Annotated in this window: 13 protein-coding genes; 3 read left to right on the top strand and 10 right to left on the bottom strand. The window is 67.0% G+C overall.

Annotated features, from left to right (window positions below):
• Positions 1-115 precede the first annotated feature (115 nt).
• Positions 116-808 carry a transcriptional repressor LexA gene (lexA, locus tag ACTIFS_RS14745; protein ID WP_439574875.1) on the top strand — a complete coding sequence of 231 codons (693 nt, stop codon included), beginning with the start codon at positions 116-118 and terminating at the stop codon, positions 806-808.
• On the opposite strand, the gene ACTIFS_RS14740 is transcribed toward lexA, so the two are convergent.
• Positions 802-3,105: a ComEC/Rec2 family competence protein gene (locus tag ACTIFS_RS14740; RefSeq protein WP_439574874.1), complete on the bottom strand. Its 2,304-nt coding sequence runs from the start codon at positions 3,103-3,105 to the stop codon at positions 802-804. The two genes, lexA and ACTIFS_RS14740, sit on opposite strands and share 7 nt — an antisense overlap.
• A 116-nt stretch (positions 3,106-3,221) precedes the next feature.
• Between ACTIFS_RS14740 and gltX the strand changes: the two genes are divergently transcribed.
• Positions 3,222-4,637, top strand: coding sequence for a glutamate--tRNA ligase (gene gltX / locus ACTIFS_RS14735; RefSeq protein WP_439574873.1), 1,416 nt, complete (start codon positions 3,222-3,224; stop codon positions 4,635-4,637).
• Between the two features lie 187 nt (positions 4,638-4,824).
• Entirely contained in the window at positions 4,825-6,126 is a 1,302-nt protein-coding gene (gene gltA / locus ACTIFS_RS14730; RefSeq protein ID WP_439574872.1) for a citrate synthase, read from the top strand.
• 102 nt (positions 6,127-6,228) lie between these two features.
• Here the strand turns inward: gltA and lpxB are convergent, their stop codons facing one another.
• From lpxB to ACTIFS_RS14685, 9 genes are all read right to left on the bottom strand, one after another.
• Positions 6,229-7,410 (bottom strand): lipid-A-disaccharide synthase, encoded by a 1,182-nt coding sequence (lpxB, locus tag ACTIFS_RS14725; RefSeq protein WP_439574871.1) that lies wholly within the window; start codon positions 7,408-7,410, stop codon positions 6,229-6,231.
• Positions 7,407-8,264: an LpxI family protein gene (locus ACTIFS_RS14720; protein ID WP_439574870.1), complete on the bottom strand. Its 858-nt coding sequence runs from the start codon at positions 8,262-8,264 to the stop codon at positions 7,407-7,409. Before ACTIFS_RS14720 ends, lpxB begins: the two co-directional genes overlap by 4 nt.
• A complete protein-coding gene (gene lpxA, locus ACTIFS_RS14715) occupies positions 8,257-9,093 on the bottom strand; it encodes an acyl-ACP--UDP-N-acetylglucosamine O-acyltransferase (RefSeq protein ID WP_439574869.1) in 837 nt (278 codons plus the stop codon). Before lpxA ends, ACTIFS_RS14720 begins: the two co-directional genes overlap by 8 nt.
• Positions 9,094-9,115: 22 nt before the next feature.
• Entirely contained in the window at positions 9,116-9,568 is a 453-nt protein-coding gene (gene fabZ, locus ACTIFS_RS14710; RefSeq protein WP_439574868.1) for a 3-hydroxyacyl-ACP dehydratase FabZ, read from the bottom strand.
• A gap of 112 nt (positions 9,569-9,680) precedes the next feature.
• Positions 9,681-10,715: a UDP-3-O-(3-hydroxymyristoyl)glucosamine N-acyltransferase gene (lpxD, locus tag ACTIFS_RS14705; protein WP_439574867.1), complete on the bottom strand. Its 1,035-nt coding sequence runs from the start codon at positions 10,713-10,715 to the stop codon at positions 9,681-9,683.
• A gap of 48 nt (positions 10,716-10,763) precedes the next feature.
• The gene (gene bamA, locus ACTIFS_RS14700) at positions 10,764-13,328 is read right to left on the bottom strand and encodes an outer membrane protein assembly factor BamA (RefSeq protein WP_439574866.1); all 2,565 of its coding nucleotides are present in this window, start codon (positions 13,326-13,328) and stop codon (positions 10,764-10,766) included.
• Positions 13,329-13,543: 215 nt separating this feature from the next.
• Complete coding sequence (gene rseP / locus ACTIFS_RS14695) at positions 13,544-14,686, bottom strand: RIP metalloprotease RseP (protein WP_439574865.1); 1,143 nt, start codon at positions 14,684-14,686, stop codon at positions 13,544-13,546.
• Between the two features lie 54 nt (positions 14,687-14,740).
• Positions 14,741-15,922, bottom strand: a complete 1,182-nt coding sequence (gene dxr, locus ACTIFS_RS14690; RefSeq protein WP_439574864.1) for a 1-deoxy-D-xylulose-5-phosphate reductoisomerase — start codon at positions 15,920-15,922, stop codon at positions 14,741-14,743.
• Between the two features lie 5 nt (positions 15,923-15,927).
• Positions 15,928-16,794 (bottom strand): phosphatidate cytidylyltransferase, encoded by an 867-nt coding sequence (locus tag ACTIFS_RS14685; RefSeq protein WP_439574863.1) that lies wholly within the window; start codon positions 16,792-16,794, stop codon positions 15,928-15,930.
• Positions 16,795-16,797: the final 3 nt, after the last annotated feature.

Here is a 16,797-nt window from a genome sequence, read left to right as displayed (position 1 = left end):
CGAGACCCGGCGTTCACCGAATATCAACCCTTGCAGAACACATAAAGAACAGATAGGCATTGTTCATGATCTGTTCGAGCGAGTCGGACAGATCAGAGCCGGAGACGACAAGCCGATGCTGACGCGCAAGCAGAACGAACTTCTTCGCTTCATCCAGGAGCGGCTGAAGGAAAGCGGCGTTCCGCCCTCTTTCGAGGAGATGAAGGAGGCGCTGGATCTCAAATCGAAGTCGGGCATCCATCGTCTCATCACGGCGCTGGAAGAGCGCGGGTTCATTCGCCGGCTACCCAATCGTGCGCGTGCCCTCGAGGTGATTCGCCAGCCCGAGCAGTCGGCCGGCCCCGCGCGTGGCCGGTTTGCGCCGAGCGTGATCGAGGGTTCGCTGGGTCGCATCCGCCCGCAGGTCTCCGACGAGGAAGCGCTGATGCCGGTGTCCGTGCCGGTGATGGGCCGGATCGCCGCCGGCGTGCCGCGCGAGGCCATCGAGAGCCGGACGAGCACGCTGTCGGTGCCGCCCGAGATGATCTCCCGGGGCGACCACTATGCCCTTGAAGTCCGCGGGGATTCGATGATCGACGCGGGCATCCTGGAGGGCGATCTGGCGCTGATCCGCAAGTCCGACAATGCCGAGACCGGTGACATTGTGGTTGCGCTGATCGACGACGAGGAAGCGACGTTGAAGCGGTTGCGCAAGCGTGGCACGTCGATCGCTCTCGAGGCCGCCAATCCCGCTTACGAGACGCGCGTGCTCGGTCCCGACCGGGTGCGTATCCAGGGCAAGCTCGTGGGGCTGATCCGGCGTTACTGAGCCGGCTCGTCTTCACCGGCCTGCGGAGCTTCGGGAAGGGTCTCGCCGGTTTGCGGGTCGGTGTCGGGCTGGACCTCGAGGTCAGGCGCCACGGCCGGCTGGATGGTGGCGCGCGCGGCAGGAAGCCGGACCAGAGGCTTTGGTTCGCCCGCCGGCCGGGGTCGGTACCACGGACGCAGTCCGGCGGGTGGCCGGCTCGGTGCGACCGACAGTTGGTCGCCGTGTCGCCGGAGGACCACGGCGCCGGTCCAGGGCAGGCCCGCGAGATCGACGACGATCGCCCTGCAATCGGCGGGCGCCGGATGGCGGGTCACGACGAGGCTCGCCTCGCGGCAATCATCGGCGACGGCCTCCGGATCGCGCGGCACGGCGATGCGCCCTCCTCCGGCCAGCGGCATGGCACAGCCAAGGGCGTCGCAGCGAACCCCGTCGACCAGGCTCTGGTCGGCCGCGCTGCGGGAATCGGCCTCGCTGGCAAGCCAGCGCTGGAGCGTGAAACGGCTCGTCCGGCTGGATGCCGCTCTCAGGAGCCCGTCCGGGCCGCGGGCGGCCACCGTCGTGCCATCCGCATCGATACGCACCAGCGGCGGCGGGTCGCGCCATGTCCCGAGGCCCATGCCGGCAAGGAAGATCGGCAGGCCCAGCCAGCGCAGGGGTGTCGAGGGCGCGGCCGCAAGGATCAGTCCCAGGGACATTATGCCGAGGGCCATGGGGCCGAACGAAGGGACCACCGCCTTGCCGCCCGGCCAAGAGGCCACCCATTCAGCGGTCCAGATGAAGGCGGTGACACCCTTGCCGGCCAGCGCCCAGACCGGTCCGTCCCAACCCAGCGGCCAGAGCAGCAGGGCGAGGATTTCCAGCGGCATGACCACGAACTCGACGATCGGCGCGCCAAGCAGGTTCCCGGGAACGCCATAGAGGTGGACGAGATTGAAGTGATGGGCGGCATAGGGCGTGGTTGCGAGCGAAGCGACCAGCGAGGCCATGGCGAGGCCGACGACGCCTCCTGTCACGACGAGCATGGCGCGCCCCGCCCCGCCCTTCACCTCCGCGTGCCGCTCGGCCCAGGGTCTCAGGCCGCCATAGCCGGAGACAAGAGCCAGCGTTGCGGCAAAGGACATCTGGAAGCTCGGCCCGAGAAGACTTTTCGGCGCGACGGTCAGGACGATCAGCGCTGCGACGGCCAGGGTGCGCAGGGTGAGTGCGCCGCGGTCGAGGGCCACGCCGACCAGCACCACGGCCACCATGATCCAGGAGCGTTGCGTGGCGACCTCTGCCCCCGAGATGAGCAGGTAGGCGGTGGATACGGCAAGGGCAACGAGGGCCGCCCAGGCCTTGACCCTGCGCCTCAGCGCCAGTGCCGGCACCAGCGACAGCGTGCCCCGCACCAGAGCGAAGACCAGCGCGGCAACGAGCGCCATGTGAAACCCTGAGATCGACAGGATGTGATAGGTCCCGGCCGCGCGCATGACCTCGTTCAAGGCTTCGGGAATGCCATCTCGCTTGCCGGTCACCAGCGCATCGGCGACGGCGCCGGACTGGCCGGGGATGGCTGCGCGGATGCGGCGGCTGATCGAGCCGCGCACGTCCTCCAATGCCTCGCGGGCGACGATGGGCCAGGGCTTTGGCCCGGCCTCGGCCAGCGCCGGACGACCAAAGGCGAGCCCCGAGGCGCCGATCCCCGAGAAATAGGCCTCGCGGGCGAAATCATACAGGCCCGGGCCTTGCGGATCCGCCGGCGGGCGCAGCCGCGCCGTGACGGTATAGGCCTGCCCGACGGTCATCCCGGTGCGCCCGCGGCTGACCACCCGCACCCGCTCGAGCGCTGCTGCCGGCGCCGGCTCGATGCGCACCACGCGCAGGGTCACGCGGTCGCTGCTTTCGCGCTGCTCGACCGCCTCGACCCAGCCTGTGACGCGAACCGTTGCCGTTTCGGCGCCGAGCACGGGATGAGCCAGCAGGGCGGTCTTGATCGTGGCGACCGAAAAGCCGGCGCCCGCCATCGCGGCTGCCACCAGCGCCACACGAAGGCCCTGGGTCTCGCGGTACCGGAACGCTGCAATGGCGAGGCCCGCTGTCATCGCGACGGGAGCCGCCAGCATGGGTTCGTCGGGGGCCGCGAAATAGAGCAGGATGCCCGCGGCGAAGGCGATCGGCAGGCCGAGGAACAGGCGGCCGCGATCCACCTCGGTGAGAAGCCAGCGAAGGCAGAGGCCGCCGAGAGCCGCCAGCCGGTCCGACAGAGGCGAAAGCCCGTCCCAGCCGCCGGCTGTGGCAGCCCGAACGCCTGCCGCCACGGCTTTCGCACGTGCCCGCAAGACCAGTTCCCCTCCCGGCCCCCTCCGTGCTAAACGCACGCGCTTTCGGGGTCAGGCTAGCCGGCCGCGCGCCCCCTGTCGTGTCCGGATGAATCATGACGGTTGTCACCCGTTTCGCCCCCTCCCCGACCGGGTTCCTGCATATTGGCGGGGGCCGGACGGCCCTGTTCAACTGGCTCTATGCCCGCAAGACGGGCGGCAGGATGCTCCTCAGGATCGAGGACACGGACCGCCAGCGCTCCACCACCGAAGCCATCGACGCGATCCTCGACGGTCTGTCATGGCTCGGGCTCGACTGGGACGGCGAGACCATCTTCCAGTTTGCACGCGCCGGCCGCCATGCCGAGGTCGCGCTCGGCCTGCTCGCCGAGGGGCGTGCCTACCGCTGTTATGCGAGCCCGGAGGAACTCGACGAGATGCGCGCGCTCGCCATGAAGGAGGGCCGCCCGCCGCGCTATGACGGGCGCTGGCGCGATCGCGATCCGGCGGATGCCCCGGCCGGGGTCAAGCCGGTGATCCGCCTGAAGGCCCAGCAGGATGGCGAAACGGTCGTGGACGACCTGGTCCAGGGCCGTGTCGTGATCCCCAACAAGGACCTCGACGATCTCGTCCTGCTGCGGTCCGACGGCACGCCCACCTACATGCTGGCCGTGGTCGTCGACGACCACGATATGGGAATCACCCATGTCGTGCGCGGCGTCGATCACCTGACCAACGCGGCGCGGCAGATCCAGATCTACCAGGCGCTCGGCTGGGCGGTGCCGGCCATGGCCCATATCCCGCTGATCCACGGATCGGACGGGGCCAAACTGTCCAAGCGCCATGGCGCTCTGGGCGTGGAGCAGTATCGCGCCCTCGGCTACCTGCCCGAGGCACTGCGCAACTATCTGGTCCGGCTCGGGTGGAGCCACGGCGACCAGGAGTTCTTCTCGACCGAGGAGATGACTGCGGCCTTCGACCTGTCCGGCGTCGGCCGGTCTGCCGCCCGTTTCGATCTCGCCAAGCTGGACGCCATCAACGCCCATTACATCCGCCATGCGGACGATCAGCGCCTGATGGCGGCCATCGACGACGTGCTGCCGCATATCGATGGCGGACGGGCGATTGCCGATGCCCTGTCGCCGCTGGTCCGTGCCCAGATCCTGAAAGCCATGCCCGGCCTCAAGGAGCGGGCCCGCACAGTGCTCGACCTGATCGACGGCGCGGGCTTCATTCTGGCGCAGCGGCCGATCCAGGTGGACGCCAAGGCTGCAGCCCTGCTGACCCCGGATGCCCGGTCCCACCTGACCGCCCTGCACCAGCGCCTCGCCGGCCTTTCCGAATGGTCGGCCACCAGCGCCGATGCTGCCGTGCGCAGCGAGGCCGAGGCACGCGGGATCAAGCTCGGCGCGCTCGCGCAGCCGCTCAGGGCCGCCCTTACCGGCCGCACGACGTCGCCGGGCATCTTCGACGTGCTCGACGTGCTCGGCCGCGAGGAGAGCCTCGCCCGGATCGCGGATCAGGCCCGCTGACGCCCTCTGCCGGAGGCATCACGCGCGCGGCGTCCGTGGCGACACCGACAGCCCAAGGTCTGATGCCCCGCCGCTTGCCGCATTGCGAAAAAGCGTCTATCCGGGTCTTTGGGGGCGCGTCCAGGAGACGGCTTGGGTCATCTGCGCGGGCACAATCGATTCAATTTGCAAATCCAAGAGGTTGCCAATGTCCGGTGATGGAAAGACGGCCACACTGACCTATGCCGACAAGTCGGTGCAACTGCCGGTCTCGCACGGGACGATCGGCCCCTCGACGGTCGATATCGCGAAGCTCTATGGCCAGACGGGGATGTTCACCTACGACCCCGGCTTCACCTCCACCGCAAGCTGCGAAAGCCAGATCACCTATATCGACGGAGACGAGGGCGTTCTGCTCTATCGCGGCTTCCCGATCGAGCAGCTTGCCGAGCACGGCGACTTCCTGGAAACCTGCTATCTCCTGCTCTACGGCGACCTGCCCACCGCCGCCCAGAAGGCCGATTTCGACTTCCGCGTCACGCATCACACCATGGTGCATGACCAGATGTCGCGCTTCTTCCTCGGCTTCCGGCGCGATGCCCACCCGATGGCGGTGATGGTGGCGGCCGTCGGCGCCCTTTCGGCCTTCTATCACGACTCGATCGACATCGCCGATCCGCAGCAGCGGATGATCTCGTCGATTCGCCTGGTCGCCAAGCTGCCGACGCTTGCGGCCATGGCGTACAAATACACCATTGGCCAGCCGTTCGTGTATCCGCAGAACTCGCTCGACTACGCGTCCAACTTCCTGAGGATGTGTTTTTCGGTTCCGGCCGCCGACTACAAGCCGAACCCGGTCCTTGCCCGCGCCATGGACCGCATCTTCATCCTGCATGCCGACCACGAACAGAACGCCTCGACCTCGACCGTCCGGCTCGCCGGCTCGTCGGGTGCCAATCCGTTCGCCTGCATCGCGGCCGGCATTGCCTGCCTGTGGGGGCCGGCTCATGGCGGTGCCAACGAGGCAGCGCTGAAGATGCTCAGCGAGATCGGCTCGGTCGACAACATTCCGAAATTCGTTGCCAAGGCCAAGGACAAGAACGATCCGTTCCGCCTGATGGGCTTTGGCCACCGGGTCTACAAGAACTACGACCCGCGCGCCAAGATCATGCAGAAGACCTGTCATGAGGTGCTCGGCGAGCTCGGCATCAAGGACGACCCGCTGCTCGACGTCGCTGTCGAACTGGAGCGCATTGCGCTGTCCGACGAGTATTTCATCGAGAAGAAGCTCTATCCGAACATCGACTTCTATTCAGGCATCACGCTGAAGGCGATGGGCTTTCCCACCTCCATGTTCACGGTGTTGTTCGCACTGGCGCGCACGGTCGGCTGGATCGCCCAGTGGAAAGAGATGATCGAGGATCCGCAGCAGAAGATCGGCCGGCCGCGCCAGCTCTATACGGGCGCCCCGCGCCGGGACTACGTGCCGATCTCGCGCCGCAAGGGCTGAGCGGGGCGGATCCGGTCAGCCCGGGTTCACGCATGCAGAACGGGGCGTCCATGCGGCGCCCCGTTTGCGTTTCGGGACGTCTGGCCGGCATCTTCGATCGGATCAGGCTCTGGACCTGCGCTCCGCCAGCACAGCCAGCACGATTTCCGCCGCCTTCCGGCTGGGGCTCTTGCCGTCGAAATCCATGATGGCATCGATCTCGGCGAAGCCATTGAGTTGGACCTGCCGAGCCGGACCGTTGGCGATCACCGCGAGGAGTGCATTGGTCAGGCCCTCCACGGTGGCAAACTCCTGCAGGAACTCCGGCACCACCTTCCGCCCGATCACGAGATTGGCAAGGATCGCCGTCTCGGCCGTGATCAGCCGGCGGGCGATCTGCGCTTCCAGCCAGCCGGTGCGATAGGCCCCGACCTGCGGAACACCGGCCACCGCCAGTTCCAGCGTGACGGTGCCCGAGCAGGCGAGCGCCGCGCGTGCTGAACGGAACGCGGCAAACTTCTCGTCATCGGTGGTCACCATGCGGGGCTTCACCGGCCAGCCGGACACCTCCCGCTCGATCAGCCGTCGGTGGCGCACCACCGCCGGAAGGACCCAGTCAAACGGGCCGGCAGCGGCCTCCGTGCGCGCGATCACCTGGCCGAACAGATCCGAAAGCCGGGTGATCTCCAGTTTGCGGCTGCCGGGCAGCACCAGAACCTGCGGGGGTGACGCGTTGCGCCTCGCGATCTCGGCAGGGCCCGGCCGCAGCTCGACGAGACGCTCGCTGATCGGATGACCGACATAGGTGCAGGGCGGCCCGCCGAGCTTGCGGTGAACCTCCGGCTCGAACGGCAAGAGGGCAAGGATATGGTCGACTGCGCCCTTCAGGCGCTGCGCGCGGCCCGGTCGCCAGGCCCAGACCGAGGGCGAGACATAGAGGATGATGGGCAGGTTCGGCAGCAGCTTGCGGACAGAGCGGGCCACACGGGCGTTGAAGCCCTGGCTGTCGATCAGCACCAGCACGTCCGGAGGGGCCGCGGCGATCGCCGCCACCGTTTCGCGAAGACGCCTGAGGACCCGCGGGAGATGCGCGACGATCGAGGTCAGCCCGAGAAGCGTGATCTCGGCCATGGGGAATTGCGGGACAACGCCCCGTGCTTCCATGCGGGAGCCGCCAAGCCCGCGGAACCGCGCGCCGCCCTCGTGCATGGCGACGAGCGCGTCCATCAGATGAGCACCAAGCTGGTCGCCGGACTCCTCTCCGGCAACGATGAACACATCAAGTTCTTTGCCGGCTTCGGTCATGGTGCCGGAGGTCCGGATCGCTCCACCCCCACGATGAAGAGGCCGCGCCGGTCGGCCGCCCCGATCATGGCCTGCGGTTCGACCATCAGCGTGCCGCCGGCCTCGACCGCAATGCCTCTCAGCCCGGCATCGGCCGCCCTTTCGCAGGTTCCCGGTCCGATCGCCGGCAGGTCCAGCCGATGATCCTGTCCGGGCTTCGGAGCCTTGACCAGAAGACCCGTGTCGGACGCCCATTTCAGCCGGCCGCTGGCCCGCATCGCCGCGCAGCGCTCGAGCATTCCGTCCGTGCCCTCGGCGCCTTCGACCGCGACGATCCGGCGGCCTGATATGACGACGCCCTGCCCGACATCGAAGGGGCCAAGGGCCGCAATGGCCGCCCGCCCATGGGCAATGTCGTCCATGTCGTCGGCGCCCGGAGCCCGGCGGGTCAGCACCCCGGCGGGCATCAGAAGCTCAGGCGCAACCTCCTGGGCCCCAAGCAGGCGGAAGCCCTCCTTCTCGAACAGACTGGCGATGCCGCGCAGGAGATGGTCGTCGCCGCCGCGGTAGAGCCGGATCACATCGGGCAGGGCCCTGAGGGCCGCGAGGTCCGGCACGGTGGTCCACAGATGCGGCCGCACCAGCGAGCCGATGAAGACGAGGTCGCGGCAGCCAGCCCGGCGGGCGGCCTGGAGAATCTGGCCGAAGCGGCCAATCCCCGCCCATTCATGCGGGAAGGCCTCGAGTTCGGGACCGGCAATGCCCTTCAAGAGGATGGCGAAGACCGGGCGGCCGCGCGCCGATGCCGCCTCTGCCAGGGCCAGCGGAAAGCGCCCTGCCCCGGCAATGATCCCGAGCGGGGAGGTGTCAGTCATCGGAGCCGGCGACGCGCGTCTTCTTCGGCGCGGCCATCATGACCGGACGCTTCTCCCCAGCCTCGATGAAGGCGATCAGGCGACCGGCAGCCGGATGGTCGCGATAGGCCGCGGCGGCATCAGTGAGGCGTTCGGCGAAGGTGCCGACACCGTAGAACAGGGTCTCGTAGCAGGCCCTGACCACGCGCAGATCCTCGCGTGAGAAGCCGCGGCGCTTCATCCCGATCACATTGAGGCCGATCAGTTCTCCCGCCGCGCCGTTGGCGGCGAAGGCCATGCCGAAGGGAATCACATCGTCCTTCACGCCGGTCACACCGCCGACCATGGCGAAATCACCGATCCGGGTGAACTGATGAACCGCGCAGAGTCCCCCCAGAAACACGGAATCGCCGACCTGGCAGTGGCCGCCAAGCGTCGCTGCATTGGCGAAGATGACATTGTTGCCGACACGGCAATCGTGCGCGACATGGGCATAGGCCATGAGGAAGCAACGATCGCCGATGCGGGTGAGGCCGGTCTTCGGCGTGCCGCGGTTGATCGTGACGCTTTCGCGGATGACGCAGCCGGCACCGATCTCAAGGCGGGTCGGCTCACCCTTGTAGGACAGGTCCTGCGGCGGCGAGCCGAGCGAGGCGAAGGGATAGACTTCCGTGCCGGCGCCGATCACCGTATGGCCGTCGACATGGACATGGGAATGCAGACGCACGCCCTCGCCGATCTCGACATCAGGACCGATCACGCAGAAGGGCCCGATGGTAGCGCCCTGCCCCACCCGTGCGGACGGGTCGACATGGGCCAGCGCGTGGATGTCGGCCGACGATTGGGTCATGATCGATGCGTTCCAGAGGGCTTCAGGCGTTGGCGAGCATGGCCGAGAGTTCGGCCTCCGCGACCAGCTTGCCGTCGACATAGGCTTCGCCGCGATAGAACCAGATGTTCCGCTTCTTGGCGAACTTGGTCATGTGATACTCGACCACGTCGCCGGGGATGACCGGCTTCCTGAACTTCGCCTTGTCGATGGTCATGAAGAAGACGAGCTTGCCAGCGGAGCCCTGGTGAGCAAGGGCGAGAACCCCGCCAGTCTGCGCCATGCCCTCGATCATCAGCACGCCCGGCATGACCGGATTGCCGGGGAAATGCCCCATGAATTGCGGCTCATTGGCCGTGACATTCTTCACGCCGACGCCGAAATCGTCGCCCTGGATGCGGATCACCTTGTCGATCAGCAGAAACGGATAACGATGCGGCAGGGTGCTCAGGATGGTGGCGATGCCCATCGCATCGATCGTGGTCGTCTCGTTCATCGCTCCCCCGCTCTCCTGACCCGGTTTGCAGTTGTTTCGCCCGGACGCCCTGCAACCCACCCCGCTCCAGACCTGCAGGACCGACGCGGCGGCGATGCCGGCACCTGCCTACCTAGTCCGACTGCCGCGTCCGCGCCAGCCGCTCGACGGCGGCAATCTCGCGGAACCAGTCGCGCACCGGCTTGGCCGGCCGCCCGCCCCAACGCGCGCCGGGCGGCACCTCATCCTTGACGATGGAGGTCGCCGCGATCTGTGCGCCAGACCCCACAGTGATGTGGTTGTTCACGCCGACCTGTCCGCCGAGCATGACGAAGTCGCCCAGTGTCGCCGAACCCGACAGGCCACACTGGCTGACGATGAGACAGTGGCGACCGATCACCACGTTGTGGGCAATCTGGACCAGATTGTCGATCTTGGTGCCCTCGCCGATCACCGTGTCGCGCACATGGCCGCGATCAACCGCCGTACTGGCGCCGATCTCGACGTCGTCCTGAATGATGACACGGCCGATCTGCGGCACCTTGCCATGGCCCTTCGCACCCGGTTCGAAGCCGAACCCGTCCTGACCGATCCGCACCCCCGCATGGAGGATGACACGATTGCCGACCAGCGCATGGGTCAGGCTGACGCCCGGCCCGACGGCACAGTCACGGCCGATGCGCACCGACGGCCCAATCACGGCATTGGCCGCGATCAGCGTACCGGCGCCGATCTCCGCACCGGGCCCGATCACGGCACCCGGATCGACGACAACGCCGGGCTCCAGCCGCGCCGAGGGATGGATTATCGCGCCCGGAGAGACACCGGTGGCGCCGAACAACGATTGCGGCCTGAGCGCCTGCGGGTAGAGCCGGCGCGAGACCGACACGAAGGCAGCATGGGGATGGGACACCAGGATCGCCGCCGTGCCTGACGGCACGGCATCCTTCAGCTTCTCGGTGACCAGGCAGGCGGCGGCGCGCGTGCCGGCAAGGTCGGCCGCATATCGGGGATTGTCGCAGAAGGACAGATCGCCTGATCCCGCATCGGCAAGAGCCGCAACGCCGGTGACGGGGCGATCCTCCCCGTTGAAGGATGCGCCCAGAAACTTGCAGACCGAGGCGACTGTCATCGCCTCGGCCGGTGTCAGGAAACGCGGCTCAACCATTGTCGCCCCGCCTGCCGGTCCGGTGCCGGACGGCACCTGGACGCTGGATCAGAAGCGCGTGCCGCCCGAGAAGCGGAAAGCCTGCGTGCGGTCCCACGGCGCCTTCGACAGGACCCACGAATAGTCGAAGCGGATCGGACCGAAGGGCGAGTTCCACAGAAGACCGACACCCACCGACGACCGGACCGCATGGGCAGCGGAGTTCCGCCCCGTGACCGGATCGACGAGATTGACGGGCAGAATACCGCCGCCGGTGTTGAACTGCCTGACGCCGTCATAGCCCCAGACCGCGCCGGCATCGGCGTAAACCGCGCCACGCATGCCGAAATCACGCGGCAGGAAGGAGATCGGGAAGGTGATCTCTGCCGAAGCGCCCCAGTACATCGTTCCACCGACAGCATCTGCCAGGCGGCCGCCAATGGCGGGGGCGAAGTCGCGCGGGCCGATGCCCGCCGTCTGGAAGCCGCGCACCAGTTCCGGTCCCATGAACCATTGGTCGATGGCGTCGAGCCGGCCGCCATTGGCGCTCTGCGCACCAAGGCCGAGCATATGGCCACCCTGGACGCGCAGCATCGCGATCCAGTCGTTGGTGAGGTCGTGGTAGTAGCGCAGTTCGCCGCTGGTGCGGATGAAGCGGGCATTGCCACCGGCACCTGCAATGTCCTGCTTCAGCTCTGCATAGAGGCCCTGGCTCGGATTGTTCACCCGGTCGAGGTTCGAATAGACCAGCGAATAGCCGAACATCGAGATGAAGCGCTGCCGGCCATCGACCGCCCGAAGGGCAACCGAAACCTCGCCGTCAGCCAAGCAACTGAACGGCGGATTCACACCGCCATTCGCTAAGGTTGCCGGCAAGCCATTGGGGCCTGTGAGAGCCGGGCCGTCGTTCACACCTCCCGCGGCCATAATGTCGGTCGCACGCGTGTCGGTAGGCTCAAGATAGTGAACGCCACCGTTTACGTCGGTGAACTGGTTCAACGGGGCGCCATAGGCTGTGAAGCAGTTCGTCTGGTCCGAGCGAATCGAGATCCTCTGCGCCACTGCACTGTAGCGCAACTGGACGGCGAAATTCTCGGTGATCGGAATACCAAGCCGCAGCGTGCCGCCGTAGGAATTCGATTCGAACGGCTGGAAGCTCGACCGGTTGACCTGCCGAAAGAACAGATCGAAACCGCCCGACAGGCGGTAGTCCATCAGGAAGGGCTCGGTAAACGAGAAGGTCACGCCCCGGGTCCGCTGGCCGAGCGTGCCGCCAAGGCGAACGAACTGGCCGCGGCCGAGGAAGTTGCGCTCCTCCACCGAGGCCTCGGCGATGAAGCCGTCGCTGGTCGAATAGCCACCGGAAATGGAGAACTGGCCGGTCGGCTGATCCTCGACATCCACGTTGACGATCACGCGATCCGAAGCCGAACCCGGCTCGGTCGTGATCCGCACGTTCTTGAAGAAGCCGAGGTTCTTCAAGCGGCGCTCGGCGCGGTCGACCAGCACGCGGTTGTAGGCGTCACCCTCGGCGATATCGAACTCGCGCCGGACGACGCGGTCCTGCGTGCGGGTGTTGCCGCGCACGTTGATGCGCTCGACATAGACGCGCGGGCCTTCCTCGACCACATAGACGAGATTGACCGTCAGGGTGGACGGGTCGCGCTCCCCGCGCGGACGCACGGTCGCGAAGGCATAGCCGCGGCGGGCCACCTCCAGCGTAACGTCCTCAAGAGACTTGTCGACCAGTTCGACGTTGTAGACCGAGCCGGTCTGGGTCCGCACCGAGCGGCGCAGGGTCGCGCCATCCACATCGCGGATGTTCGATTCCACATCGACCGTGCCGACCCGGTACTGCGGCCCTTCCTCGATCTCGATGGTGATGGCGAAGGCATTAGCGGCGCGGTCGAAATCGGCGCGCGCCGACAGGATGCGCATGTCGACATAGCCGGCGCGGAGGTAAAGGCGGCGGATCGCCTCCTGGTCGGCGTTCAGGCGGTCGGCGTCATAGACGTCGTTCGACTTGAGCCAGGAGAAGATGCCGGATTCAGCCGTCGACATGACGTCGAGGAGGCGCTGCCGGCCAAAAGCGTTGGCGCCGACGAAGCTGATGGCGCGGACGCCTGCCTTCTTGCCCTCATTGATCTCGAACACGAGATCCAGCCGGCCATTCGGCTGGCTGATGATCTTCGGCGAAATCTCGACATCGTAGCGGCCGGTGCGGCGATAGACATCGTAGAGGCGCTGCACATCGGACTGGACGGTAGCGCGCGAGAAGGTGCCGCGCGGCCGCGATTCAATCTCGTTCTGAAGCTGTTCGGTCTTCAGCCGCCGGTTGCCCTCGAAGGCGATGCGGTTGATGACCTCGTTCTCGTCCACCGTCACGACCAGACGACCGCCGGCGCGGCTGACGCGCACGTCACGGAACAGGCCCGTGGCGTACATCGCCTTGATGGCCTCGTCGACCCGTGCGGCCGACAGCGGCTCACCGGGTGCGGTGGAGAAATAGGAGCGGATCGTATCGCTCTCGATCCGCCTGTTGCCCTGCACGACGATCGAGGAAGCCTGCGCGTTCACGCTGGTAGAGAGAACAGTGCCGGAGGTGGTTGCTACCACCGCACCGACTGCCGTCATCGTTCCTGCGATCACGACCGTTCGGACCGTCCGAGCGAAAGAAGTCATGAATCACGCGCCTGTCTGTTCAATGCTATCGTGCCCGCACGAATGCGAACCGCCCATGGAATCTGCCTGGGCCGGTTGCTTGTAACCGGTTTCAGGATCAGTGCAAACCGCGCCGGACGATGCCGGCCCGTTTTCCGTCCGCCGTTGCCCTGACGCCACGCCAGTCCTCATCCGACGAGCCCCCGGATGTCATTCCAGGTGGCAAATATCATCAGCATCAGGACGAGCGCGAGGCCGAATCGGAAGGCCATTTCCTGCGACCTCTCGCTCATTGGACGGCCGCGCACGGCCTCGATGGCGTAGAAGACGAGGTGACCACCGTCGAGCATCGGGATCGGGAAAAGGTTGAGCAGGCCGATCGACACCGAGATCAGGCCGGCCAGCATGAGGAGTGCGCCGAAGCTCACCTGGGCGGCCTCGCCTGACACCTGGGCGATGCGGATCGGCCCACCGAGCTGGTCGGCACTCTGCGTGCCCATGACGATGCCGCCGAGATAGGCGAAGGTCCGCTCGATGACGAACCAGGTCTCCTGCACGCCCATCACGGTTGCGGTGAAGGGATCGTAACGGCGGATCTGCGTGTCGCCCGGCTGGTTGGAGCGGGAAATGCCGAGCCGGCCGATCCGGTGCGTGCCGCCGAAGCGATCCTTGAACTCGTGGATGGTCGGGACAGCCGACAGTTCGGTGCGCGAGCCGCCGCGATCGACGACGATGGTCAGCGTGTCACCGGCGCTGGCCGCGACGATGCGCTGCATGTCGCTGAAGCTCTCGATCGAGCGGCCGCCGACGGACAGGACAAGGTCGCCCGGCTGGAAACCAGCCCTTGCAGCGGCGCTGTCGGCCACCACCGTGTCCACGCGCGGCGCCGTGATGGCCTTCCCGAAGACCATGAACACGCCGGCGAAGATGACGATGGCGAGAATGAAATTGGCGATCGGCCCCGCCGCAACGATGGCAGCCCGCTGGCCGAGGGTCTTGTGGAAGAAGCTTTCGCGCCTCTGCTCCTCACTCATCGACGCGGTGCCGGCAAAGTCCGGTGTCGAGGCCGCATCCGCGTCGCCATAGAACTTGACGTAGCCACCGAGGGGGATGGCGCTCAGCTTCCACCGCGTCCCGTGACGGTCATTGAAGCCCGCCAGTTCCCGGCCGAAGCCAATGGAGAAGACCTCCACGCGCACACCGTTCCGCCGGGCCACCCAGAAATGGCCAAGCTCGTGGAAAAACACCACGATCGTCAGCACGAACAGGAAGGGGATGACGGTCCAGACAAAGGTCTGGCCCCATCCGCCCAGCGTGGCGAAAAGATTCATGTCGAAGTCCCATGGATGCGAACCGCCCGAGGCGGAGTCGCACCCTCCCGAGAGTTAAGATGCCGGAGCGGCCAGGCGAAGCAAAGAGCTCCGCGCCCGATCTCTCGCGGCATGGTCTACAAACCTTAAATCGCCCATTGTGGCTGGAGCTTGGCCGGCGCCCAGCGCATCGAGCGTATCGGACACGATTGCCGCGATCGCGCCGAAGCCGATGCGCCGGGCGAGGAACGCTTCCACGGCCACTTCGTTGGCGGCATTCAGGACGGTTGGCGCCCTGCCCCCGGCCTCCATGGCCTCGATAGCCAGCCTGAGACAGGGAAAGCGCAAGAGGTCGGGCTCCTCGAAGGTCAGGATTCCAAGCGCGGCCAGATCCAGCCGCGCGGACGGCCCGTCGATCCGCCCGGGGAACCCGAGGCAATGGGCGATCGGCACGCGCATATCGGCCGGGCCAAGCTGGGCCACAACCGAACCGTCACGGAACGCCACCATGCCGTGAACCACCTGCTGGGGATGGACCAGCGCCTTGAGGCGGGCCGGCTCAACCTCAAAGAGATGATGCGCCTCAATGAGTTCCAGGCCTTTGTTCATGAGACTTGCCGAATCGACGGTTACCTTCGCACCCATCGTGTAGTTGGGATGTTTCAGCGCATCCTCGGGCCTCGCGGCGGCAATGGCCGCAGCGGTCCAGGTCCGGAAGGGTCCGCCGGAGGCCGTGATCGAAATGGTCTCGACATCCTCCATCCTTGACCCGGCGAGCGCCTGAAAGACGGCATTGTGCTCGGAATCCACCGGCAGGATCGACACGCCGCGGGACCGTGCCGCGCCCATCACCATGGCACCGGCGGCGACGAGGCTCTCCTTGTTGGCCAGGGCGATGGTCGTCCCCTGCCCGATCGCTGCGAGGACGGGCTCTACCCCGGCGGCGCCGGAAATGGCCGCCATCACGAGATCGGCGGGCCGGGCAGCCGCGTCGACCACAGCCTCGGGCCCGGAGCCGGCCTCGATACCCGAGCCGGAAAGCGCCTCGGCCAGCCGCGGGCCTGCGGCCGGGTCTGCAACGGCCGCAAAGCGCGCTCCGAAGGCCCGCGCGATCCGCGCCAGACCTTCGGCATCGCCATTGGCCGTCACAGCCTCGATCCGGAACAGGTCGCGGTGACGGGCGACGAGGTCGAGCGTGCTGGAACCGACCGAACCGGTGGCGCCGAGCAGCGTGAGGGATCGCGGAGCGGGCGACATGGGCATTACCACACCAGTATACCCTGGGCGGGAGCGCCGAGGCCGCCGCGCGCAAGGCCGACCAGCGCGGCGACAATCGCGGCTACCAGAAAGCCGTCCAGCCTGTCCATCACGCCGCCATGGCCCGGTATGAGCTTGCCGGCATCCTTGGCGGAAAAGCGTCGCTTCACGAAGGATTCGAACAGGTCCCCGCCCTGACTTGCGGCGGCAATGGCAGCGCTGCACAGGGCCAGCCCAAAACTCACAGGCACGCCGGATAAATGCACCACTGCCAGCCCAAGGCTGGTGCCGGCCACAAGGCCGCCGATGAAGCCGGACCAGGTCTTTTTCGGCGACAGGGCCGGCCAGAGTTTCGGTCCTCCGATCGTCCGCCCGGCGAAATAGGCCGCGACATCGGCGCCCCAGACCACCGCGAAGAGCCAGAGGATGGCGATGAAACCGAGCGAGGGATCGTCCCGCAGGATCACCGGGCCGGCAACCACGGCGGTTGCATAGAGGAGACCGCCGATGGCCCAGCGTGAGCGTCCCTGCGGACTGAAGGCGAGCGCGATCCCGGCCCCGATGCCCAGCGCCACCAGCCCGAAGCCGGGATTGAGGAAGTAGCGGATCAGCAGCACTGCCGCGGCGAGCGCCATGAGTTCGCCTCCCATCATGACGGGAGGCACCTCGTCGAGGATCAGCCGGTTCCACTCCCACAGGACGACCGCTGCCGCCACGAGCCAGAACAGCGCGAAGGGCCAGCCGCCCCACCAGGCCGCCGCGATGGCAAGCGGAACCATGACCAGAGCCGACGCGATCCGCCTCAGGAGGTCAGGGTCGGAGAAGGCGCCTGCAGGCCGCTGGTCGCGTGAGGCCGTGTCCCGCGGTTCCATCTG

The sequence above is a fragment of the Phreatobacter sp. genome (assembly GCF_051860605.1).
Lineage (GTDB): Bacteria > Pseudomonadota > Alphaproteobacteria > Rhizobiales > Phreatobacteraceae > Phreatobacter.
The sequence above is the reverse complement of the archived record's forward strand: the minus strand, read 5'-3'. Positions and strand labels throughout refer to the sequence as shown.

Excerpts from the sequence above, each read along its gene's own strand:
- lexA (WP_439574875.1), top strand. The coding sequence starts at position 116 with ATGCTGACGCGCAAGCAGAACGAACTTCTTCGCTTCATCCAGGAGCGG.
- gltX (WP_439574873.1), top strand. The coding sequence starts at position 3,222 with ATGACGGTTGTCACCCGTTTCGCCCCCTCCCCGACCGGGTTCCTGCAT.
- gltA (WP_439574872.1), top strand. The coding sequence starts at position 4,825 with ATGTCCGGTGATGGAAAGACGGCCACACTGACCTATGCCGACAAGTCG.
- lpxB (WP_439574871.1), bottom strand. The coding sequence starts at position 7,410 with ATGACCGAAGCCGGCAAAGAACTTGATGTGTTCATCGTTGCCGGAGAG.
- ACTIFS_RS14720 (WP_439574870.1), bottom strand. The coding sequence starts at position 8,264 with ATGACTGACACCTCCCCGCTCGGGATCATTGCCGGGGCAGGGCGCTTT.
- lpxA (WP_439574869.1), bottom strand. The coding sequence starts at position 9,093 with ATGACCCAATCGTCGGCCGACATCCACGCGCTGGCCCATGTCGACCCG.
- fabZ (WP_439574868.1), bottom strand. The coding sequence starts at position 9,568 with ATGAACGAGACGACCACGATCGATGCGATGGGCATCGCCACCATCCTG.
- lpxD (WP_439574867.1), bottom strand. The coding sequence starts at position 10,715 with ATGGTTGAGCCGCGTTTCCTGACACCGGCCGAGGCGATGACAGTCGCC.
- bamA (WP_439574866.1), bottom strand. The coding sequence starts at position 13,328 with ATGACGGCAGTCGGTGCGGTGGTAGCAACCACCTCCGGCACTGTTCTC.
- rseP (WP_439574865.1), bottom strand. The coding sequence starts at position 14,686 with ATGAATCTTTTCGCCACGCTGGGCGGATGGGGCCAGACCTTTGTCTGG.
- dxr (WP_439574864.1), bottom strand. The coding sequence starts at position 15,922 with ATGTCGCCCGCTCCGCGATCCCTCACGCTGCTCGGCGCCACCGGTTCG.
- ACTIFS_RS14685 (WP_439574863.1), bottom strand. The coding sequence starts at position 16,794 with ATGGAACCGCGGGACACGGCCTCACGCGACCAGCGGCCTGCAGGCGCC.